This window comes from Amycolatopsis echigonensis, from assembly GCF_014174495.1.
In the GTDB taxonomy this organism is placed as follows: Bacteria; Actinomycetota; Actinomycetes; order Mycobacteriales; family Pseudonocardiaceae; genus Amycolatopsis; species Amycolatopsis echigonensis.
Genome location: NZ_JACJHR010000020.1, coordinates 105,537 through 126,304, shown reverse-complemented (window position 1 = coordinate 126,304; position 20,768 = coordinate 105,537). Strand labels below are relative to the sequence as shown.

At 69.1% G+C, this 20,768-nt stretch carries 18 protein-coding genes; 11 read left to right on the top strand and 7 right to left on the bottom strand.

Annotated elements, in window-relative coordinates; translation table 11 throughout:
- Positions 1 to 53: 53 nt before the first annotated feature.
- Positions 54 to 1,427, top strand: coding sequence for an L-serine ammonia-lyase (locus H5411_RS16510; RefSeq protein WP_101435236.1), 1,374 nt, complete (start codon positions 54 to 56; stop codon positions 1,425 to 1,427).
- A gap of 31 nt (positions 1,428 to 1,458) precedes the next feature.
- Here H5411_RS16510 and H5411_RS16505 read toward each other — a convergent pair whose 3' ends face one another.
- Together H5411_RS16505 and H5411_RS16500 are read right to left on the bottom strand one after the other, a co-directional pair.
- Complete coding sequence (locus tag H5411_RS16505; RefSeq protein ID WP_183124298.1) at positions 1,459 to 1,608, bottom strand: hypothetical protein; 150 nt, start codon at positions 1,606 to 1,608, stop codon at positions 1,459 to 1,461.
- Positions 1,608 to 2,123 carry a winged helix-turn-helix domain-containing protein gene (locus tag H5411_RS16500; protein ID WP_376772164.1) on the bottom strand — a complete coding sequence of 172 codons (516 nt, stop codon included), beginning with the start codon at positions 2,121 to 2,123 and terminating at the stop codon, positions 1,608 to 1,610. The genes H5411_RS16505 and H5411_RS16500 overlap by 1 nt, the downstream gene beginning before the upstream one ends.
- Before the next feature lie 141 nt (positions 2,124 to 2,264).
- Here H5411_RS16500 and H5411_RS16495 point away from each other — a divergent pair, with 141 nt between their 5' ends.
- Both H5411_RS16495 and H5411_RS16490 read left to right on the top strand, forming a co-directional pair.
- Positions 2,265 to 2,987, top strand: a complete 723-nt coding sequence (locus H5411_RS16495; RefSeq protein ID WP_167441871.1) for a FadR/GntR family transcriptional regulator — start codon at positions 2,265 to 2,267, stop codon at positions 2,985 to 2,987.
- Positions 2,988 to 3,039: 52 nt separating this feature from the next.
- Positions 3,040 to 4,857: a transglycosylase domain-containing protein gene (locus H5411_RS16490; protein ID WP_183124297.1), complete on the top strand. Its 1,818-nt coding sequence runs from the start codon at positions 3,040 to 3,042 to the stop codon at positions 4,855 to 4,857.
- Between the two features lie 2 nt (positions 4,858 to 4,859).
- On the opposite strand, the gene H5411_RS16485 is transcribed toward H5411_RS16490, so the two are convergent.
- The gene (locus H5411_RS16485) at positions 4,860 to 5,669 is read right to left on the bottom strand and encodes an ABC transporter ATP-binding protein (protein ID WP_183124296.1); all 810 of its coding nucleotides are present in this window, start codon (positions 5,667 to 5,669) and stop codon (positions 4,860 to 4,862) included.
- A 116-nt stretch (positions 5,670 to 5,785) separates the two neighbouring features.
- Between H5411_RS16485 and H5411_RS16480 the strand changes: the two genes are divergently transcribed.
- A complete protein-coding gene (locus H5411_RS16480) occupies positions 5,786 to 7,117 on the top strand; it encodes an aminotransferase-like domain-containing protein (protein ID WP_183124295.1) in 1,332 nt (443 codons plus the stop codon).
- A gap of 30 nt (positions 7,118 to 7,147) precedes the next feature.
- Here the strand turns inward: H5411_RS16480 and H5411_RS16475 are convergent, their stop codons facing one another.
- Together H5411_RS16475 and H5411_RS16470 are read right to left on the bottom strand one after the other, a co-directional pair.
- The gene (locus H5411_RS16475; protein WP_183124294.1) at positions 7,148 to 9,109 is read right to left on the bottom strand and encodes an SDR family oxidoreductase; all 1,962 of its coding nucleotides are present in this window, start codon (positions 9,107 to 9,109) and stop codon (positions 7,148 to 7,150) included.
- A 65-nt stretch (positions 9,110 to 9,174) separates the two neighbouring features.
- Positions 9,175 to 9,411: a hypothetical protein gene (locus H5411_RS16470; protein WP_244194566.1), complete on the bottom strand. Its 237-nt coding sequence runs from the start codon at positions 9,409 to 9,411 to the stop codon at positions 9,175 to 9,177.
- A 179-nt stretch (positions 9,412 to 9,590) separates the two neighbouring features.
- On the opposite strand from H5411_RS16470, the gene H5411_RS16465 reads away from it, so the two are divergent.
- A complete protein-coding gene (locus H5411_RS16465) occupies positions 9,591 to 10,835 on the top strand; it encodes an NAD(P)/FAD-dependent oxidoreductase (RefSeq protein WP_183124293.1) in 1,245 nt (414 codons plus the stop codon).
- Here H5411_RS16465 and H5411_RS16460 read toward each other — a convergent pair.
- Positions 10,789 to 12,309 (bottom strand): multidrug effflux MFS transporter, encoded by a 1,521-nt coding sequence (locus tag H5411_RS16460; protein ID WP_246369011.1) that lies wholly within the window; start codon positions 12,307 to 12,309, stop codon positions 10,789 to 10,791. The two genes, H5411_RS16465 and H5411_RS16460, sit on opposite strands and share 47 nt — an antisense overlap.
- A 187-nt stretch (positions 12,310 to 12,496) precedes the next feature.
- Here H5411_RS16460 and H5411_RS16455 point away from each other — a divergent pair, with 187 nt between their 5' ends.
- The 6 genes from H5411_RS16455 to H5411_RS16430 are packed head-to-tail and all read left to right on the top strand — an operon-like array spanning position 12,497 to position 18,997.
- Positions 12,497 to 13,351, top strand: coding sequence for a fumarylacetoacetate hydrolase family protein (locus H5411_RS16455; RefSeq protein ID WP_183124292.1), 855 nt, complete (start codon positions 12,497 to 12,499; stop codon positions 13,349 to 13,351).
- Between the two features lies 1 nt (position 13,352).
- Positions 13,353 to 14,654, top strand: coding sequence for an enolase C-terminal domain-like protein (locus H5411_RS16450; protein ID WP_183124291.1), 1,302 nt, complete (start codon positions 13,353 to 13,355; stop codon positions 14,652 to 14,654).
- A complete protein-coding gene (locus H5411_RS16445) occupies positions 14,651 to 15,409 on the top strand; it encodes an SDR family NAD(P)-dependent oxidoreductase (RefSeq protein WP_101435226.1) in 759 nt (252 codons plus the stop codon). The genes H5411_RS16450 and H5411_RS16445 overlap by 4 nt, the downstream gene beginning before the upstream one ends.
- Positions 15,410 to 15,448: 39 nt before the next feature.
- Positions 15,449 to 16,489, top strand: coding sequence for a sugar ABC transporter substrate-binding protein (locus tag H5411_RS16440; protein WP_376772162.1), 1,041 nt, complete (start codon positions 15,449 to 15,451; stop codon positions 16,487 to 16,489).
- Positions 16,486 to 17,988: a sugar ABC transporter ATP-binding protein gene (locus tag H5411_RS16435; protein ID WP_183124290.1), complete on the top strand. Its 1,503-nt coding sequence runs from the start codon at positions 16,486 to 16,488 to the stop codon at positions 17,986 to 17,988. Before H5411_RS16440 ends, H5411_RS16435 begins: the two co-directional genes overlap by 4 nt.
- The gene (locus tag H5411_RS16430) at positions 17,981 to 18,997 is read left to right on the top strand and encodes an ABC transporter permease (RefSeq protein WP_101435225.1); all 1,017 of its coding nucleotides are present in this window, start codon (positions 17,981 to 17,983) and stop codon (positions 18,995 to 18,997) included. Before H5411_RS16435 ends, H5411_RS16430 begins: the two co-directional genes overlap by 8 nt.
- A 1,007-nt stretch (positions 18,998 to 20,004) precedes the next feature.
- Here H5411_RS16430 and H5411_RS16425 read toward each other — a convergent pair.
- Positions 20,005 to 20,721, bottom strand: a complete 717-nt coding sequence (locus H5411_RS16425; RefSeq protein WP_101435224.1) for a FadR/GntR family transcriptional regulator — start codon at positions 20,719 to 20,721, stop codon at positions 20,005 to 20,007.
- Positions 20,722 to 20,768 lie beyond the last annotated feature (47 nt).

Below are 20,768 nucleotides of genomic sequence, written 5' to 3'. Positions count from 1 at the left end.
GGCACAAGAAGCCAGCAGCGTGCTGGCGAGGAACTAAGAGAAGGGGCGGATCAATGGCGATCAGCGTCTTCGACCTGTTTTCGATCGGCATCGGGCCGTCGAGTTCGCACACGGTCGGCCCGATGCGAGCGGCCAAGACCTTTGTGGACGGTCTGGTCGAGGACGGCGTGCTCGAACGGGTCGCGCGGGTGCGGGCCGAGTTGTTCGGCTCCCTCGGCGCGACCGGGTTCGGGCACGGAAGCGACAAGGCGGTGCTGCTCGGGCTTTCCGGGGAGCGGCCGGAGGAGATCGACACCGACACGGTGCCCGCCAAGGTGGCGGCGATCCGGGAGTCCGGGCGGCTGGCTGTCGGCGGGACGCACGAGGTGGCGTTCGCCGAGGACACCGACCTGACGATGCACCGGCGGAAGTCTCTGCCCGCGCATCCGAACGGGATGGTGTTCCGGGCGTTCGACGCGGACGGCGAGTTGCTGCGGGAGCGGACGTACTACTCGGTCGGCGGCGGGTTCGTGCGGGACGAGTCGTTCGAGACCGACACGGTGTTCGTGGAGGACTCCACGCCGGTGCCTTATCCGTTCCGCACCGGGGCGGATTTGCTGAAGCATTGCGCGGACACCGGTCTGCCGATCAGCGAGATCATGCTGCGGAACGAGCTTTCCTGGCGCAGCCGCCAGGAAATTCGGGACGGGCTGCTGAAGATCTGGCAGGTCATGGCGGAGTGTGTGCGGAACGGGTACACGCATGAGGGCGTGCTGCCCGGTGGTCTGAAGGTTCCTCGGCGGGCGAAGTCGTTGCACGACAAGCTGCTCGCGGAAGACGGCGCGGACGATCCGTTGTACGCCATGGACTGGGTGAGTCTGTACGCGCTCGCGGTCAACGAGGAGAACGCTGCGGGCGGTCGCGTCGTCACCGCGCCGACGAATGGCGCGGCGGGAATCATTCCCGCGGTCTTGCACTATTACCAGCGGTTCGTGCGCGGTGCGTCGGACGACGGGATCGTGACCTTCCTGCTTACTGCTGGGGCGATTGGGTCGATCCTCAAGCAGACCGGGTCGATCTCGGGTGCGGAGGTCGGCTGCCAGGGCGAGGTCGGCTCGGCATCGGCGATGGCGGCGGCCGGCTTGACCGAGGTGCAGGGCGGGTCGCCCGCTCAGGTCGAGAACGCGGCTGAGATCGGGGTCGAGCACCATCTTGGCTTGACGTGCGACCCGGTCGGCGGCCTGGTGCAGATCCCGTGCATCGAGCGCAACGCGGTCGGTGCGTCGAAGGCGATCCACGCCGCGCGAATGGCGTTGCGCGGCGACGGAAGCCACGTGGTGACGCTGGACAAGGCGATCAAGACCATGCGCGAGACTGGCGCGGACATGTCGGTGAAGTACAAGGAGACCGCGCGCGGCGGGTTGGCCGTGAACGTCATCGAGTGCTGATTTTCGTTCCGTGAAGGGCTCCTTGAGGGAATCAGATTCCTTCGAGGAGTCCTTTACCGCGTTTCGGGGTGGCCAGGCGCAGGCCCAGTTCCATGAGCCACCAGCCGAATCGCTGCCGGACGGCGGCGGTGAGCAGTTCGTCCCGGCGGGCAGCGGCGAATTCGGTCACGAACGGGTGCATCAGGATTCTCCCTGGTCTTCGGATGCGCTCGCGTGCGGGAACGCGGCCCACTGCGCGATCACCGTTTCGTCGCCGGGACGGGCAGGGCGGCGGTAGCGTTCGATCACCGCTTCGATTTCTTCGATCATCCGCTGGGATTCGCCCGGCGTGAGCGGCATCCGGGTGCTGCTCAGCGTCGCGCTGTCCTGCCATTCGCCAGCCCAGCGCGGCAGTTCCGAGACGAACTGCGTTTGTTCGCGGTAGCGGATGTCCACGTGCTGGTGCAGGAAAGCCATGAGCGGTCCGGACATCTCCGGATCGTCGACGAAGTCGGCCGCGCGCATCCGGGTCGATTCCTGCGCCGCCTTCCACCAGCGTTCGCGCTTCGAGCCCCGGCTGGTGTCTTCCTCGACCAGTCCGGCGTCCGCGAGCTGGCGCAGGTGCCACGACGTGGTGCCGGAGCTTTCGCCGACGCGCTTGCCCAGCCCAGTCGCGGTGGCCGGGCCGTCGACGGTCAGCAGGTCGAGCAGTTCCATGCGCAGCGGATGCGCCAGCGCGCGCAGGGTGCGGGCATCGATCCGGCGGGCTCGGCGTTCGTCGGGCAGGCTTCGTAGAGTAGACCGCAGAGGATCCTTTGCAAAGAGTTCTCTGCAACCAGGCAGCATAGAATCGGACAGGTGGAGTCGACCTCGGTGGTGAGCGCGAACGCGGCCCTGTTCCGGCCAGTGCGTGCCGGGAACGCCTTCGAGGAGACCGTCGAGCGGCTGTTGCAGGCGATCCGGCTCGGAGTCGTCGGCGCGGGGGACCGGTTGCCCTCCGAACGCGAGCTGGCCGAGCGGCTCGGGGTGAGCCGCGTGACCTTGCGGGAGGCGATCCGCGCGCTGGCTGACGCGGGGTACGTCGAGTCGCGGCGCGGGCGGTACGGCGGCACGTTCGTGAACGAGAAACTGCCGGAGCCCGCGGAGCGCGCGATTGGGCAGGTGGACCCGGCCGGACTGGAAGACGCGTTGTGCCTGCGGCATGTGCTCGAGACCGGTGCCGCGGAGGCGGCCGCGGCGCGCACGTTGAGCCCGGCTGACCGGCAGCATCTCACCGGCACGCTCGCGGAAGCGTCCGCGGCCAGTCTCGCCGATTACCGGCGCAAGGATTCGCGGCTGCACCTGGCGATCGCCGAGGTCACTGCGTCCGCGTCGCTGACCAGCACGGTCGCGGACGCGCGGACGCGAGTCAACCAGTTGCTCGACCGGATTCCGCTGCTCGAACCCAATCTGGAGCATTCGAACGCGCAGCACGAGGCGATCGTCGACGCGATCCTGGCCGGCGATCCGGTCGCCGCCCGGCAGGCGATGGCCGAGCACATCGAGGGCACCGCGTCGTTGCTGCGCGCGTTCCTCTCGTGAGCAATTCACGGACTCGGCAGAACCTTGTCACTGGTTCAGTCGTCCTTCCTTCGTGGAGCCAGCCCCGGAGAGTGACCAATCCGCCCGTCGCACGTGGCGCCGCATCCGCAAGGGTGCCTACTACCTGACCGGATTCGCGGTCGGCGTGCCGCTGCTCGCGTTCTGGATCGCGTACCTGCTGCTGGACGTCCGCAGCCCGCAGGACGTCCTCGCCTCGCTCGGCAAAACCGTCACGCTGAAGTACGCCGACGGCAGCGAACTGCTGCGCGTCGTGCCCCCGGGCGGCGACCGGCGGTTCGTGCCGTTCGACCAGATCCCGCAGAAGCTGCGCGACGCCATCGTCGCCACCGAGGACCCGACCTTCTGGGCCAACTCCGGTTTCGACCCGACCGGGATCGGCCGCGCGTTCCTGACCGGCGTCGGCGGCGGGTCCGGGATCACCCAGCAGTACATCAAGAAATCGACCGGCGACGAGGATTCGACGCTCTGCCGGAAAATGCAGGAACTCGTGCTCGCCACGAAAATCACCCAGCAGCAGAGCAAGGAACAGATCTTCGAGAGCTACGCCAACATCATTTCCTTCGGCCGCAACACTTTCGGTCCGGCCGCGGCGATGAACGCGTTTTTCGGCCGCCCGCTCGACAACAGCATCACCTGGAGCGAGGCCGCGTTCCTGGCCGGGATGATCCAGTCGCCGTCGGTGCACGATCCGGCGGTGTCCGGCGACGAGCACGCGGCGAAGCGCTGGCGGTACGTGCGGGACAAGCTGGTCGAACGCGGGTATGTGAAGAACGCTGACGGCATGGCTTATCCGGGCGCGGAAATCAAGCCGCCCGCGGAGACGCGCGTGAGCCTGAGCTACGACCAGTACCACCTCAAGCAGCGAGTGATTGCCGAACTGGAAACGGCGGGATTCTCGCTTTCCCGGTTGCAGCAAGGGAATCTGACCGTCCAGACCACGCTGGACCCAGGGTTGCAGGCCGGCGCGCACGCCGCGCTGAGCGACCGGTTGAAGGGCGAGCCAGCAGAGTTCCGCGGTGCGCTGGTGGCCGTCGATCCGACGAACGGTGCAGTGCGCGCGTACGACGGCGGCAACAACGGCGTCCGGGACTATGCCGCAACCGGGCACGCGCTCGGTTCAGCGTTCTATCCGTTCACCGCGGCGGCCGGGTTGAAGAACGGGATGTCGCTGAACGGGAAAGTGGCTGCCCCCAGGGAAATTCAGTACCTCGGCGAGAAGTTCGACTATCCGCCGAAGTGCCCGCAGCCCTGCACCCTGCGCAGCGCCTTGGCCTCCGGCGCGGACACGCCGTTCATCTCGGTCTCCAAGAAGATCGGCGTCGACGAGGTGAGCGCGGCGGCGCGTGCGGCGGGGATTCCGGACGAGGTGGACGGCACGCCGACCATGCGCGAACAGGACGGCGTCACGATTGGCTCGGGCATCGTCGTCGGCCGGTATCCGATGCGGCCGCTCGACGTGGCCGGCGCATACGCGACGTACGCCGCGAACGGGATGCACGCGGCGGTGCACCTGGTGGACAAGGTGCTCGATCGGTCGGGGAAAGTCGTGTGGCAGCACGAAAACCAGCCGGTTTCCGCAGTTCCGGAGACCGTGGCGCAGGACGTGACTTCGGCGTTGCGGACGAGGCTGCCGGACGGTCGCCCGGCGGCTCTGCGCACCGGCGAGTTCGAACGCGGCAATTCACGCGACAACCAGGACACCTGGGCGGTCGGCTACACCCCGCAGCTGGCGACGGCGGTGTGGCTGGGGTCCGACGACGACCGCCGGTTGATCGACGCGGAGGGCAAGAAGGTGACCGGTTCGTCGGTGCCCGCGGACGTGTGGCGGTCCTTCACGGCCCGCCGCTGAGGTCAGGCTGCCCGGCGGCTGACCTTCGGGATCACCATCGGGCTTCCGCTCTCCGGGCACTCCATCACCCGGCATGGCAGCTCGAAGATCCGCTCGACGTTCTCCGCCGTCACGACCTCTTCCCGCGTCCCCGTGGCCAGCACCTTCCCGTCGCGCATCGCGATCAGGTGCGTCGCGTACCGGGCCGCGTGGTTGAGGTCGTGCAGCACCGCGACGAGGGTGCGGCCCTGCTCGCTGTGCAGCGTCGCGCACAGGTCGAGGATGTCGAGCTGGTGCGCGATGTCCAGGTACGTCGTCGGCTCGTCGAGCAGCAGCAGGTCGGTCTGCTGGGCCAGCGCCATGGCCATCCAGACGCGCTGGCGCTGCCCGCCGGACAGCTCGTCGACCATCCGCTCGGCGAGGTCGTCGACGCCGGTCGCGCGCATGGAATCGGCGACCACCTTCGCGTCCTCGCGGGACCATTGGCGCAGCAGTTTCTGGTGCGGGTAGCGGCCGCGCGCGACCAGGTCGGACACGGTGATCCCGTCTGGCGCGATCGAGCTTTGCGGCAGCAGGCCGAGCCGTCGCGCGACCTCCTTCGCTCCGTAGCTGGAGATCACCTCGCCGTCGAGGTACACCGAGCCCTCGCGCGGCTTCAGCATTCGCGCGAGCGCGCGCAGCAGCGTCGTCTTGCCGCAGGCGTTGGGGCCGACGATGACGGTGAACGACTTGTCCGGGATGACCACGCCGAGCCGTTCGGCGACCGTGCGGCCGTCGTAGGCCAGCGTCAGGTCCTCAGCGTGCAGGCGGGTCTCTTCGCTCGTCAGTGCCACACAGGTAAGGCTAACCTAGTGACCCTCGTTCGGGGAGTTCCGCGGGTCGCATGAGCGACCAGTGACCGGCCGGTGCCATGATGCGTCCGGGAGAATCCCGGCAGAGCGAGGGTGGGATGGACGACTACCGCGTCGTCGCGGACGAACTCGCCGCCGACATCGAGGCCGGTCGGCTGCGCCCCGGCGATCGGCTGCCGCCGCAGCGCCGTTTCGCGCGCGACCGCGGCATCGCCGGCTCCACCGCGGCCCGCGTGTACGGCGAACTCGTCCGCCGCGGCCTGGCGATCGGCGAGGTCGGCCGGGGCACCTTCGTGCGCGCGGCGAAGCCCGGTCCCGAACCGGCGCTGTCCGAACCCGGCGACGCGCGCGTGGATCTCGAACTGAACTTCGCCGTGCTGCCGAGCCAATCGGCCAAGCTGGCGCAAGCACTCGAACCCGTGCTGCGCGCGGACGTCTTCACCGACGCACTGCATCCGCTCGGCGCGGCCGGCACCAGAGCGGTCCGCGAGGCGGCAGTCACGATGCTCGCGCGCGGCGCCTGGACGCCGGACCCGGAATCGGTGCTGGTCGCGGGAAACGGACGGCAGGGCATCGCGGCCGCGCTCGCGGCGTTCGTGCCGACCGGCGAGCGGCTGGCGGTCGAATCTCTGACGTATCCGGTGGTCAAAGCCGTGGCGACCCGGCTCGGCATCGAGCTGGTGCCGATCGAGACCGACGCGCACGGCCTGGTCCCGGCCGCGCTCGCGGCGAGCGCTCCAGTGCGGGCGCTGTACGTACAGCCGACCCTCCACAACCCGCTCGGCACCACGATGCCGCCGCAGCGTCGCGCCGAACTGGCGGAGACCGTCCGGAGGCTGGACCTGCCGGTGGTCGAGGACGGCATCTACACCTTTCTTCGCCCGGACACCGAACCGCTCGCCGCGCTGATGCCGGAGCGGACGGTTTTCGTGGACAGCCTGTCGAAACGCGTCGCGCCCGGGCTCACCGCCGGGTTCCTCGTGGTGCCGCCGCCGTGGGTTCCGCGGCTGGCGAGCACGATCCGGTCCGGCGGGTGGCCGGCGTCGCGGTTCTCCGTGGAGGCGGCGCGGCGGTGGATCACCGGCGGCGTGCTGACGGAGGTCGAAGCGGCGAAGCGCGCCGACGCCGGGGCGCGGGCGAGGATCGTGGCGGACCGGCTGGCGGGCTTCCAGGTGCACGGCGACGCTTCGGCTTACCACCGGTGGTGGGTGCTGCCGGACCAGTGGCGGGCCGAGACCTTCGTGGCCGCCGCTGCCCGCCGGGGGATCGCGTTGTCCCCGGCGGCGGCGTTCTCGGTGGTGCCGGGGCACGCGCCGAACGCGGTGCGGATCGCGGTGTCCGCACCTTCGGAGGCGACGCTGGCGAGTGCGCTGGACGTGCTCGCCGGGCTGGCGAGCGGTTCGCCGGACGACACGCTGGTGGACTCGTGAGCGGCGATTCCGGCTCACACCGCGGAAGACTCAAGCCTTCCGTCGCCACGCGAGTCGCGTGAGCGTCCCCGCGACCGCCGCCGGAGCGGGCTGCCGGGGCCGCTTTTTGGCTTCTGGCGCGGATTCCGGCATTACCCGGTACACGAGGTGCGCCGCGAATCGCGCGAGGTCCGGCATGGCCAGCGAGGCCAGTTCCGCGGCCCGGCCCTCGGGCAGGCTCAGGATCTGCGGCCGCTGCTCGATCGCCTTCACCACCAGTGACGCGGCGCGTTCCGGCGAACTCGCGGGCAGCCCGCGGTACGACCCGGTCGGCGCGATCATGTCCGTGCGCACCAACGGCATCCGGACCGAGGAGAACGTGACGCCGTCGGACAGCGTCTCGCGCCCGGCGGTCAGGCCGAACTCCTCGAGCGCGGCTTTCGAAGCCAGGTAAGCGGAAAAGCGCGGGGTGTCGGTCTGCAGGCCCTGCGTGGTGACGTTCACGATGTGGCCGAACCGGCGTTCGGTCATCGACGGCAGCAGGCCGAGGATCAGCCGCACTGGGCCGAAGTAGTTGATGGCCATGGTGCGTTCGTAGTCGTGGAAGCGTTCCGTCGACAGCTGTACCGAGCGTCGGATGGAGCGTCCGGCGTTGTTCACCAAGACGTCCACCGCACCGTGGTCGGCGAGGACTGCCTTCACGAGACTGTCGACCGCGTCGCCGTCAGTGAGGTCGCACGGGTACGCCGCTGCTTCGCCGCCAGCCGCGGTGATCTCGCTACGCACGTCTTCGAGTTCTTCGGCACGGCGCGCGACGAGAAGCACCTTCGCACCGCGACGCGCAACAGCGAGCGCACTGGCGCGACCGATACCGGACGACGCCCCGGTAACGAGGACAACGCGCCCTTTAAGCCCTGGACGGCGAGCGTGGTCCGGGTCGAGATGCGTCCGCCAGTAGCGGTACAGCGGTTCGGCGTAGTCGCGAAGCTCGGGAAGGTGGACGCCGCTGCCGTACAGCTCCGAAGTGGTGCGCGCGGTGTCGAACTCCACTTCCATGTTCAGGTGGGGGAGTACTTCGAGCGGAATTCCCAGCTCTGTCAACACTGCCGCGCGCGTTGCCCGTCCAGTCGGCAGGCGGTCCACAGCGGTCGCGAGGCGAGACGCTGTGCTGCGAAGCAAGCCTGACGGCACCGTCCTGCGTACGCGCGGCGCTCCGGCGACGCGGGCGAAGGCGTTGTAGACCTCGTGCAGCTTCTGCGGTCGCGGCGAAGCGAGGTGGTACGTACTGCCCGAAGGCGCTTCGCGGTGCATGAGGTTTTCCATCGCGGCGACGACGTAGTCGACCGGGACGAGGTTGGTGGCCCCGAGCTCAGGCGCGACGAGCGGCAGTTGCTTTGGCAGCGCGGCGAGGCGCGAGATCGCGGGCAGGAAGTAGTACGGGCCGTCGATCTTGTCCATCTCGCCGGTCCGCGAATCGCCCACGACCGCCGAGGGCCGGTAGACGCGGAACGGCACGTCGGATTGGGCGCGAACCAGCTTCTCGGCCTCGAACTTCGTCGCGTGATACGGAGAACTGAAGGACTGGCCGAGGTCGAAGTCGGCTTCAGTGAACCGCCCGGCGTGATCGCCCGCGACGGCGATGGACGAAACGTGGTGCAGCAGCCGCGCGCCGGCGGCCGCGGCGAAGGCGAGCAGGTTCCGGGTGCCGTCGACGTTCGCGGCCCGGTTCGCCGCGTCGTCGGCGGTGAAGTCGTAGATCGCACCGAGGTGGACGACGTGGTCGACCCCGTCGTAGCCGGTCGGGTCGAGGCCGAGCAGCGGTTCGGTGAGGTCGCCGACGGCGGGGACCAGGCGGTCGGCGTTCGGCCAGTCCCGCGCGAGCGCGGCCAGGCGGTCGCGCGAGGTGTTGCGGACGAGCACGTGGACGGCGGTCGTGTCCCGCCGCGCGAGCAACCGGGCGACCAGGCGCTTCCCGAGGAAGCCCGTCGCGCCCGTGACGAAGTAGGTGGTCATGGCCGGCACCTTTCGGGGGTCTGCGGGTGCCGACTCTACCTACTCATGAGTAGGAACGGTAGTTGTCAGTCGGTGCCGGTGCGTCGCGCCGACGTCGCGGTGGCCACCACGGCGTCGCGCAGGGCCGCGCGCAGCCGCCCGACCTCCAGCGGCCCCAGCACGGCCGCCTCTCCCGGCGGCGCGACCAGGACGACTTTGTCGTCGCTGCTCACGAACACCGTCACGTCGCGCCGCCTGCCCGCCAGATCCCGGCAGCCGACCGTCCACTCGTTCCGCACCGCACTGTCGTCCCGCCCTGCCACGGCACTCGCCCTCCGATCACGTACTGCCCGTGTCCTTCGTGCGGGGGTGGGACCGAGCCCTCCGCGGCGTCTTACGCCGGTTCACCCGAATTGCCTACTGGCCGGTTTCCACCGGGTGTGACGGGCCGCATGCCGGAGTAGCGTCGGCCACCGCACGCCGCGGGCACTCAGGAGGACGGATGTCGGAACCTCGGAAAATCGTCGTCGTCGGATCCGGGCTGGCGGGCGCCACTGCGGCAGCGACAGTGCGAGAACGCGGTTTCGACGGCGAAGTCCTGCTGCTCGGAGCCGATACGCACCGGCCGTACGAGCTGCCGCCGCTGTCGAAAGCGGTGCTGCTCGGCAACGCCGACGAACCCGACTGGGTGCGCGACGAGGGCTACTGGACCGAGCACGACATCCAGCTGCTCTCCGGCACCATCGCGACCCGCGTCGAGCTGGGCGCACGCCTGGTCCTCGACGATGCCGGTGGCGAACACCGCTACGACCGTCTGGTCTTAGCGACCGGCTCGCGTCCGCGGACGTTGAAGGTGCCCGGTGGCAATCTGCCTGTTCTCTACACACTTCGCACCCTCGACGACGCACTGCGGCTGCGAGAGGCCTTTACGGCGGCGAAGCGCGTACTGATCGTCGGCGCGGGCTGGATCGGCACCGAAGCCGCCGCAGCCGCGCGTACGCACGGTGCCGAGGTGACTGTGGTCGCGCCAGAGAAGCTGCCGCTCGCGAACGTCCTCGGTGACGAGGTGGCCGGCGCGTTCTACCGTCTGCACGAAGAGCACGGCGTTCAGTGGCGTCTCGGCGAAGGCGTCGCAGCGATCACCGGTGAGACGGCAGCGACCGGTGTTCGACTGTCGAGCGGCGAAGAGCTGTACGCCGACGTTGTGCTTATCGCGGTCGGTGCGGCCCCTAGCGTCGAGCTGGCGCACGCCGCTGGCCTGGAGCTGGCAGACGACGGCGGCGTCGATGTCGACGCTGGTCTGCGTACTGCGGCACCCGATGTGTACGCGATCGGCGACATCGCTTCGCAGTTCCATCCGCGCTACGGCCGCCGCGTACGCGTCGAGCACTGGGCGACAGCGCGTACGCAGGGCGAGCACGTGGCGGCCAACCTCTTCGGGGCGAACGAGCCGTACTTGAACAGCCCGTACTTCTTCACCGACCAATACGACCCCGATCGCGGCGGCCCGGCGATCGGCTGCGAATACCGCGGCTTGCCCGTCCTGGACCGGGATCGCGTCGTCGTGCGCGGCGACCTCGCGGGCTACGACTTCACCGCGTTCTGGGTGACCCCGGACAACGAGGTTTCGGCCGCGATGAACGTCAACCAGTGGGACGACGGGGACGCGCTGCAGAAGCTGGTCGACGAACGCATCGCGGTCACCGACGACCAGCTGCGGAGCGGGAATCTCGCCGATTTGGGCTGACCGCCAGCGTCGCGAACGACAGCAGGGCGAGCACCCCGAACCCGGCCATCACGGCGGTCATCGGAACTGCCGTGCCGGATCCGCCGAGGCCGACCAGCGGCGTCGCGATCCCGCCGACCGCGAACTGCAGCACGCCCAGCAGCGCGGACGCCGATCCCGCCGTGCGCGCGTGCGCGGCGAGAGCGAGCGAACTGGCGTTCGGGTTGATGATTCCGATACAGGAAACCATGAGCAGCAACGGAATCAGCAACGCTGGCAACGGCAGTCGCAGGACTGCGGCGGTCAGTGTCGCGAGGCCGGAGAGCGTCGACACGGTCAGTCCCGTCCGCAGGAGCATGCGTTCGGGGAACCGGCCGACGAGCCATCCGTTGAGCTGTCCGGCGAGCACGATGCCGACGCCGTTGAGTCCGAAGACGATGCTGTATTCCTGCGGGCTCAGGCGGTAGACGTCCTGCAGCGCGAACGAGGAACCCGAGATGTACGCGAACAGTGCGGCGAAGTTCAGCCCAGCGGTGAGCGCGTAGCCGAGGAATGTGCGGTCGGTGAGCAGCCGTCCGTACGTGCGAAGCACCCCGCCCAACCGCGCCGGATGCCGACGCTCGACGGGCAACGGCTCCGGCAGCGCGAACGCGACCGCGCCGAGCAGCAATGCGCCGAACGCGGTGAGGACGACGAAGACGCCACGCCAGGACGTGAAGGTGAGCAATTGCCCGCCGATGACAGGAGCGAGGATCGGCGCGAGGCCGTTGACGAGCAGGAGAAGCGAGAAGAACTTCGTCATCGCGGTGCCGGTGTAGAGATCACGGACGGTCGCGCGGGCGATCACGATCCCGGCTGCCGCGCCGAGCGCTTGGACGCTCCGCGCGGCGATCAGCAGTTCGACGCCCGGGCTTGCCGCCGCCGCGACCGACCCGGCGATGTACAGCCCCAGTCCGACCAGCAACGGCCGCCGCCGGCCGAAGGAATCCGACAACGGCCCGGCGACGATCTGCCCGACCGCGAGCCCGACGACGAACGCGGTGAGCGTCAGCTGGACCGTCGTGTCGGAGGCCTGGAAATCGCCCGCCATCCGGGGGAGGGCGGGGAGGTACATGTCGATGGAGAGCGGGCCGAAGGCGGAGAGGCCGCCGAGAATGAGGAGACGTCGGATCTTGCCCCGGCCGAGGTGCTCAGGGAGGGTGGCGGGGTGTTCCGTGCTGGACTGGGCGGCGGAGTGCTCGGCCGTCGACCGATCCGAGGTGGGGTGGTCCGCCGCGGCATGCTCGACGGCAACCGGAGGCGCGTTGTCCGCCAATGGGTCTTCCCGGTCAGCGGCACACGAATCGATGGTCGCTCTGTCCGCGTCGCCGGGAACCCGCTCGTCCTCCGCGCCTCCAGTGCTGTCCGAACTCGGCCTTCCCGCGTGCTCTTCGCCGCCGGGCGAACCGCCAGTCGTCGCCCGCCCGTCTGGTCCCGTCGCCTCTCCTGGGCTCATCCGCGCCGCACCGTCCCCTCCGTCGTGGCGGGATTTCCCCGCCAGGACGAGTGTCCGTTATCCGCCCGCCAACCCGGTGATCGGATCAATTTCCGCACCAAAACCGCTCGCCCTCTAGATCTGCCGCCCTCCGGTGCGCTATACATCGGATGTATCGCGAAGACGGTGTCGAGAGAGGGGTTCGTCCGTGCGGTTTGTGCGTCTCGGGGCAGCGGGGGCTGAGCGTCCGTTCGTCCGTGCCGGTGACGGCACCCTCCACGACCTCTCCAGGGTCACGCCGGACATCGACGGCGCGTTCTTCGCCGGCGACGGGTCGGCGAAGGCCGCGCAGGCGCTCGAAGCAGGCGAACTGCCGGTCGCCGACGGGGCTGGGCTGCGGGTCGGCGCGCCGATCGCCGCGCCGGGCAAGATCGTCTGCATCGGCATGAACTACCGCCGCCACGCCGAGGAAACCGGCGCGCCGGTGCCGACCGAACCCGTGCTGTTCATGAAGGCACCCGACGTGATGGTCGGACCGTTCGACGAGGTGCTCGTCCCGCGCGGCTCCACGGCCACGGACTGGGAGGTCGAACTCGGTGTCGTCATCGGGAAAACCGCCCGCTACCTGGAAAGCGCGGACGAGGCGCTGGCGCACGTCGCCGGGTATGTCGTGTCCAACGACGTTTCCGAGCGCGATTTCCAGCTGAACCGCGGCGGCCAGTGGGACAAGGGCAAGAACTGCGAGACCTTCAACCCGCTCGGCCCGGAACTGGTGACCGCCGACGAGATCCCGGACCCGCAGGCGCTCGGCCTGCGCACGTGGGTCAACGGCGCGAAGGTGCAGGACTCGTCCACAAAGGACATGGTGTTCACCGTCGCCGAGATCATCCACTACCTGAGCCAGTTCATGGTGCTGCGCCCCGGCGACCTGATCAACACCGGCACCCCGGAGGGAGTCGCGCTCGGGCAGCCCGAGCCCAAGCCGTACCTGCGCGCGGGCGACGTCGTCGAGTTGGAGATCGACGGCCTCGGCAAGCAGCGCCAGACCCTCGGGCAGGCCTGACATGGCGAAAATCGTGGCCATGGAGGTCCGGGACGTCCGCTTCCCGACGTCGCGCGACCTCGACGGTTCGGACGCGATGAACCCGGATCCGGACTATTCGGCGGCCTACGTCGAACTGCACACCGACGCCGGACCGGACGGTTACGGCCTCGCGTTCACCATCGGCCGCGGCAACGACGTCCAGGCCGCCGCGATCCGCGCGCTGGCACCGCATGTCGTCGGCCGCGATGTGCCGGAGGATGCGGAAGCGCTCGGCGCGCTCTCGCGGGCATTGGTCGGCGACTCGCAGTTTCGGTGGCTGGGCCCGGAAAAGGGTGTGTCGCACATGGCGATCGGCGCGATCGTCAACGCCGCGTGGGACCTCGCCGCGCGGCGTGCCGGGCTGCCGCTGTGGAAGTTCGCGTCCCGGATGACGCCGGAGGAGCTGGTGTCCCTTGTGGACTTCCGTTATCTCTCCGACGCGCTGACCGAAGAGGAAGCGCTCGACATCCTCCGCGCCGCCGAACCTGGAAAGGCCGAGCGGATCGCGAAGCTCGAGGCCGAGGGTTACCGCGCTTACAGCACGTCAGCAGGCTGGCTTGGCTACTCCGACGCGAAACTGGTGCGGCTGGCCGAACAGGCTGTAGCCGACGGGTTCGAGATGATCAAACTGAAGGTCGGCGGGAATCTCGAGGACGATGTCCGGCGGATGAAGCTCGCCCGCGAGACTGTCGGCGCAGATATCCGGATCGCGGTCGACGCGAATCAGCGCTGGGATGTCGCGACGGCGGTGTCGTGGATGACCGCGCTGGCCCCGTTCGATCCATATTGGATCGAAGAGCCGACCTCGCCGGACGACGTTCTTGGCCACGCGGCCATCGCGAAGGCGCTCGCGCCGATCAAGGTTGCCACCGGCGAACACGTGCAGAACCGGGTGGTGTTCAAGCAATTGCTGCAGGCCGGTTCGATCGACGTGCTGCAACTGGACGCCGCGCGCGTCGGCGGCGTGAACGAGAACCTCGCTATCCTGTTGCTGGCAGCCAAATTCGGTGTCCCGGTGTGTCCGCACGCCGGTGGGGTCGGGTTGTGCGAGCTGGTGCGTCACCTGTCCATGTTCGACTTCGTGGCCGTGTCCGGTTTGGACGAGGACCGCTCCATCGAATGGGTCGACCACCTGCACGACCACTTCACCGACCCGGCCGTCGTGCGCGACGGCCGCTACCTCGCCCCGACCGCACCGGGCTTTTCCGCGCGCATGCACGACGCTACGCTGCGCCGGTTCAGCTTCCCGGACGGTCCTGAATGGACGGAGAACGCGCAGTGAGCGAATTCGACGGCCTGGTCGCCGCGGTCACCGGCGGCGCTTCGGGCATCGGCCTGGCCACGGCGAACTTGCTGGCCCAGCGCGGCGCGCGGGTGGCCGTGCTCGACCTCAAGACCGACGAGGTGCCCGAGCCGCTGGCCGGATTCCGCTGTGACGTGACGTCCGACGCCGAGGTCCGCGCCGCCGTCGACGCGGTGGCCGAACGCTTCGGCCGCCTCGACATCCTGGTCAACAACGCGGGGATCGGCGCGCAGGGCGACGTCACCGCGAATGACGACGACGAATGGCACCGCGCGTACGACGTGAACGTGGTCGGCATGGTGCGCACGGCCCGGGCTGCCTTGCCGCACTTGAAAAACTCGCCCGCGGCAGCGGTCGTGAACACCTGCTCGATCGCCGCTTGGGCCGGGTTGCCCGCGCGGGCTCTGTACTCGGCGACGAAGGGCGCGGTGCTGTCGCTGACCCTCGCGATGGCCACCGACCACTTGCCGGACCGGATCCGCGTCAACTGCGTGTGCCCCGGCACCGCGGACACGCCGTGGGTCGGCAGGCTGCTCGACACCGCCGCGGACCCGTCGGCCGAGCGGAAGGCGCTCGCCGCCCGCCAGCCGATGGGAAGGCTGGTGACCGCGGACGAGGTCGCGAACGCGATCGCGTACCTGGCCAGCCCGCTTTCGGCATCGACTACCGGCACCGCGCTCGCGGTGGACGGCGGCATGTACGGCCTGCGCCCGCGCGGACCCGTGCAGAACTGATCTGCTCAGCCAACAAGGCCTGTCATCAAGGAGGATGCGGTGCGTACGAAGGTGATCCGGCTGGCCGCCGCGGTGGCCGCCTGCGGTTTGGTGCTCGGCGCGTGCGGGTCCACTAAGGACAAACCGGCGGCAGCGGCCGGCGCGGGCGGCACCGGCAAGGTCGGGGCGACGCTGCCCCTGCTGACCTCGCCGTTCTGGCAGGCCTACAACAAATACGTGCCGCAGATGGCGAAGCAGCAGGGGCTCGACGCGCTGCCGACGGTGAACGCCGACAGCGACCCGGCGAAGCTCATCACGGACATCGGCACGCTGCTCAGCCAGGGCGTGAAGGGGCTCGTCGTCACGCCGCTCGACTCGGCCGCGGTCGTCGCCGGGCTGAAGCAGGCCGAAAACAAGGGCGTCCCGGTGGTCGCGGTGGACGTCGCACCGGAGAGCGGCAAGGTCGCGATGGTGGTCCGCGCGGACAACAAGGCGTACGGAACCAAGGCGTGCGACGAAATCGGCAAGCGCGTGAAGAGCGGCAAGGTCGTGCAGGTGATGGGCGACCTCGCGTCGGTCAACGGCCGCGACCGCTCGGCGGCGTTCCGCGAGTGCATGAAGCAGAAGTACCCGGACGTCAAGGTGCTCGAGGTCGCCGCGGAATGGAAGGCGGACAAGGCGTCGTCCGGTTTGGACAGTCTGCTGACCGCGAACCCGGACATCAAGGGCGTGTACATGCAGGCGGGCGGCGTCTACCTCGCGCCGACCGAGCAGGCGCTCAAGCGCAAGAACCTGTTCTTCCCGGTCGGCGACCCGAAGCACGTGGTGCTGGTGAGCAACGACGGCATTCCGCAGGAGCTCGCCGCGATCCGCAACGGCGAACTGGACGCAACGGTTTCGCAGCCCGCCGACGCCTACGCCAAGTACGGCATGTACTGGCTCAAGAAGGCGATGGCGGGCGAGACGTTCAAACCGGGCCCGACCGACCACGACTCCACGATCGTCGAGATCAGCCCCGGCATCCTGGAAGACCAGCTGCCCGCGCCGGTCGTGACGAAGGACAACGTGGACGACAAAGCTTTGTGGGGTAACAACCTGTGAGCGCGCCGGTAGTGCAGGCGGACGGCGTCGGGAAGCGGTACGGGCCCACCGTGGCGCTCCAGGACGTCAGCCTCACCGTGCGGCCCGGCGAGTCACACGCACTCGTCGGCCGCAACGGGGCGGGCAAGTCCACGCTGGTGTCCATCCTCACTGGACTGTCCGAAACGGACACCGGCAGCGTTTCCTTCGGCGGCGAACCGGCGCCTTCCTTGTCCAAACAGGACGACTGGAAGGCGCGCGTGGCGTGCGTGTACCAGCACGCGATGGTGGTGCCGCAGCTGACCGTCGCGGAGAACCTGTTCCTGAACCGGCAGGCCGGGGGCGGATTCGCGATCGGCTGGAAGAAGCTTCGCCGGCAGGCGCGGGAGCTGCTGGACTCGTGGGACGTCCGCGTCGATGTGGACACTCCGGCGGGCGAACTGTCCGTTGAGGACCGTCAGTTCGTCGAGATCGCCCGCGCGTTGAGTTACGGTGCGCGGTTCATCGTGCTGGACGAGCCGACCGCGCAGCTGGACAGCCAGGCCATCGAGCGGCTTTTCGAGCGCATGCGGCAGATGCAGGAGAACGGCGTCACCTTCCTGTTCATCTCGCACCACCTGCACGAGGTTTACGAGGTGTGCCAAGCGGTTACCGTCCTGCGCGACGCTCGGCACGTGCTCACCGCCCCCGTCGAGGAGGTCAGCCGCGCGGCGCTGGTCGACGCGATGACGGGGGAGCAGGGCGGGCTCGCCGTCCGCGACGCAGCGACCCGTGACCCGCTCGCGGTAGACGCCGAAGAGGTGCTCGCCGTGGACGGCCTGTCCGGCGACGGCTTCCACGACGTCTCCCTGCGGGTCCACCGCGGCGAGGTGGTGGGGCTCGCCGGCAGCAACGCGAGCGGCAAGCACCAGGTGGCCGAGACGGTCTACGGTCTGCGCGCGCCCACCTACGGAACCGTTTCGGTGAACGGAAAACGCCTGCCACCCGGTGACATTCCCGCCGCCCTGCGCGCAGGCATCGGCTGTGTCCCCCGGGACCGCCACCACGAAGGTCTCGTGCTGGAACACTCCATTATGGACAACGCGACCCTCTCCGTGCTCGATCGCATGGGCCGCGGCGGCCTGGCGTCTCCGAAGGTTCGCCGCGAACGCGGGTCACGTGCCCTGACCGCCTACGACATCGTGGCGGCCGGACCGGACCAGCCTGTTTCCGATCTGTCCGGCGGGAACCAGCAGAAAGTCGTGCTCGCGAGAGCTCTGGAGAGCGATCCGCGCGTGGTGGTGCTGATCAATCCGACCGCGGGCGTGGACGTGAAGTCGAAGGAGGCCCTGCTCGCGGTCGTGGACCGGGTGCGGGCCGAGGGGAAGGCGGTGCTGCTCGTGAGCGACGAGCTGGACGATCTGCGCCTGGCCGACCGGGTGCTCGTGCTGCGCGCCGGCGAGGTGGCCGCTGTTCACCGGGCCGGCTGGTCCGACGGGGATCTGGTGGCGGATATCGAAGGAGTCGGGCTCCATGACTGACCTGATGAGCGACCCGCAGACGGCGCTGCCCGCGGTGCGGGCGAAGCGCCGGAAGTCGGCGTGGCTGCGCGAACTGGCGCTGCTGCCCGCACTCGTGGTGGTGTTCGTGATCGGCGGGCTGATCAGCGACACGTTCTTCACCTTCGACAACATCATCAGCATCCTCTCCGCGGCGGCCGCGCTGTCTCTGGTCGTGCTCGGCGAATCGCTCGTGCTGCTGACCGGCAAGTTCGACCTGTCGCTGGAATCGACGATGGGCATCGCCCCCGCGATCGGCGCGATGCTGGTCATTCCGGCGGCGTCCTCCGGCTTCGGCACGCAATGGCCCTCGGTGCTCGGCCTGGTGGCGATCCCGCTGGTGGGCGCCCTGATCGGCTTCGTGAACGGTTTCCTGATCGTGAAGCTGAAGCTGAACGCGTTCATCGTGACGCTGGCGATGCTGACGGTCCTGCGCGGCACCCAGATCGGTACGACGAACGGCAAGACGCTGTTCGACCAGCTCGACGCGTTCACCGCTCTGGCGACGACGACGTTCGCCGGTCTCCCGATGTCGGTATGGCTCGCGGCGGTGCTGTTCGTGGTCTTCGGGCTGGGCTTGCGCTACCACCGAGTCGGCCGCTCGCTCTACGCAATCGGCGGCAACCGCGAAGCCGCGCGGGCCGCAGGCATCCGGGTGGACCGGATCTCGTGGGCGGTGTTCGTGGTGGCCGGAGTCCTGGCAGCCATCGGCGGCCTCGCATACACCGGCTACGTTGGCGCCCTCGGCGCCGACCAAGGCGACGGCTTGATCCTGCAGGTCTTCGCCGCAGCGGTCATCGGCGGCGTTTCACTGGACGGCGGCCGGGGCACGTTGGTCGGTGCACTGACCGGGGTGCTGTTGCTGCAGTCGGTAGACAGTCTGCTGCGCATCGCCCAGGTCCCCGCGGAATGGCTGAAGGCGATTTACGGGGGGATCATCTTGATCGCGTTGATCATCAGCCGGTACGCCGGTGGAAAGCCCCAGACCTGACCGGTGGAGGTTCGGTGGTCATCCGACCTTCTCGGTGCGGGGGCTCGGTGAGTGGCCGGTCGGCTGGTTCGCTGGCTGGTCGTTGGGCTCGCGGGGCCGGTCCGGTGGATTTGGTGGATGGCCGGTCAGCAGGCTCGGTGCCTGACCCCTCGGCTGGTTCGCTGGTTGGCCGGTCGTCCGGCGCGGTTGCCTCGGTTGGCTTGGTGGGTGGCCGGTCGGCTGGTTCGTTGGCTGGCCATTGGCCTCGCAGGATCGGTCCGGGCGGCTTGGTAGCTGGCTGGTCGGTTGGTTCGGTGCCTGCCCCGTCGGTTGGTTCGCTGGCTGGCGGGGTTGGCACGGTGAGCTTGGTGTGTAGTTGGCCGGCTGGCTCGGTGGTTGGCCGGTTGCCTGGCCGGTTGTCTCGTGCCGTTGGTCCGGGCGGCTCGATGGCAGGTGCGGTGCATGGTTCGGCGGGGAAGTACGTGAAGGGGCCCCTCATGGACTTCGAGTCTCTCGGCTCTTCCCGCGCCGGGCGCGCCGCCGTCGTCGCCCGCGTTGTTGCAGTCGGCCGTGCCGCCACCTTTACCTGTGCCGTCACTCCCAGTTGCACCGCATTGACTTCCGCCGCGTCCTCTGTCTCCGCTGCTTCCGGTGCGGTGAGGGAAACCTTCACCGCACCAGAGCCGGAGTTACTGAACGGTCCCTTCATCCCGCAGGTCGGCGAACGAGTTCCCGCCGCGTCGTCCGAGCGCGCGCGACGGGTCCGTTCACCTTTTCCGGTTCGGAGATTGACGGTGCCCGGCCTGCCGCCTGCGCGAAAGTCCTCCTCGCTCCGGCCAAAGGTGCGCGATGGGTCCCTTCGCTTCGGCCACCATGGTGTGAGGGGTCCCCTCACTCTTGCCGTGGAGGCGCGAAAGTCCCCCTCGCGCCAACCGGATAGCAGCGAAGGGGCCCTTCACTCCTACCCGCAAGGAATGAAGGGACCCTTCACTGCAAGGAGCGGCTCAGGAACCGACGCCGCGGTCCAATCAGGAAGCAGCGGGCTCGGCCTCATCGCCAGACGTGTCGTCTTCCACCAGGGTGCTTCGCAGCCACTGTTCCACTCCGGCGACGTGCACCGTCGCCCACGAGCGGGCCAGTTCTGGTTCCCGCGCGGCGATCGCGTCGTAGATCGCCGCGTGTTGTTCCCGGGTTCGGGCTACCGCGCCTTCCTGGGTGAGGCCGCGCCAAATCCGGGCTCGCGCGGTCGGACCGGAGAGGCTGTCGAGCAGCGAGCACAGCACCGGATTGCCCGAGCCGTCCGCGATTTTGCGGTGGAACTGCAGATCGTTGGCGACGAGCGCCTCGACGGTCGGCGATTCGTCCAGCTCACCGAGCAGCGCGCCGAGTTCGGCGACGTCCTCGTCGCGCATGTGCAGCGCCGCCAGTGCGGTGGCCGCGGGCTCCAGGATCCGCCGCACGGCAAGGAAATCGAGCACGGTGTCGTCGCGGTGAAAGTCGACGACGAAGGTCATCGCGTCGAGCAGCAGGTTCGGTTCCAGGCTGGTGACGTACGTGCCGTCGCCCTGGCGCACGTCCAGCACCCGGATCAGGCACAGCGCCTTCACCGCTTCCCGCAGCGAACTGCGGGAAAGCCCCAGCCGCTGCGCGAGCTCGGCCTCCTTGGGGAGCCGGTCGCCCGGGGCGAGCTCGCCCGAGATGATCATGTCCTTGATCTTGTCGATCGCGACATCGGTGACGGGCATCGGGACCGCCCTCCCTGCAGAGACCTCGGATGTTTACCCCCTACAGC

Excerpts from the sequence above, each read along its gene's own strand:
- H5411_RS16510 (WP_101435236.1), top strand. The coding sequence starts at position 54 with ATGGCGATCAGCGTCTTCGACCTGTTTTCGATCGGCATCGGGCCGTCG.
- H5411_RS16505 (WP_183124298.1), bottom strand. The coding sequence starts at position 1,608 with ATGCACCCGTTCGTGACCGAATTCGCCGCTGCCCGCCGGGACGAACTG.
- H5411_RS16500 (WP_376772164.1), bottom strand. The coding sequence starts at position 2,123 with ATGGAACTGCTCGACCTGCTGACCGTCGACGGCCCGGCCACCGCGACT.
- H5411_RS16480 (WP_183124295.1), top strand. The coding sequence starts at position 5,786 with ATGGACGACTACCGCGTCGTCGCGGACGAACTCGCCGCCGACATCGAG.
- H5411_RS16475 (WP_183124294.1), bottom strand. The coding sequence starts at position 9,109 with ATGACCACCTACTTCGTCACGGGCGCGACGGGCTTCCTCGGGAAGCGC.
- H5411_RS16465 (WP_183124293.1), top strand. The coding sequence starts at position 9,591 with ATGTCGGAACCTCGGAAAATCGTCGTCGTCGGATCCGGGCTGGCGGGC.
- H5411_RS16460 (WP_246369011.1), bottom strand. The coding sequence starts at position 12,309 with ATGAGCCCAGGAGAGGCGACGGGACCAGACGGGCGGGCGACGACTGGC.
- H5411_RS16450 (WP_183124291.1), top strand. The coding sequence starts at position 13,353 with ATGGCGAAAATCGTGGCCATGGAGGTCCGGGACGTCCGCTTCCCGACG.
- H5411_RS16430 (WP_101435225.1), top strand. The coding sequence starts at position 17,981 with ATGACTGACCTGATGAGCGACCCGCAGACGGCGCTGCCCGCGGTGCGG.
- H5411_RS16425 (WP_101435224.1), bottom strand. The coding sequence starts at position 20,721 with ATGCCCGTCACCGATGTCGCGATCGACAAGATCAAGGACATGATCATC.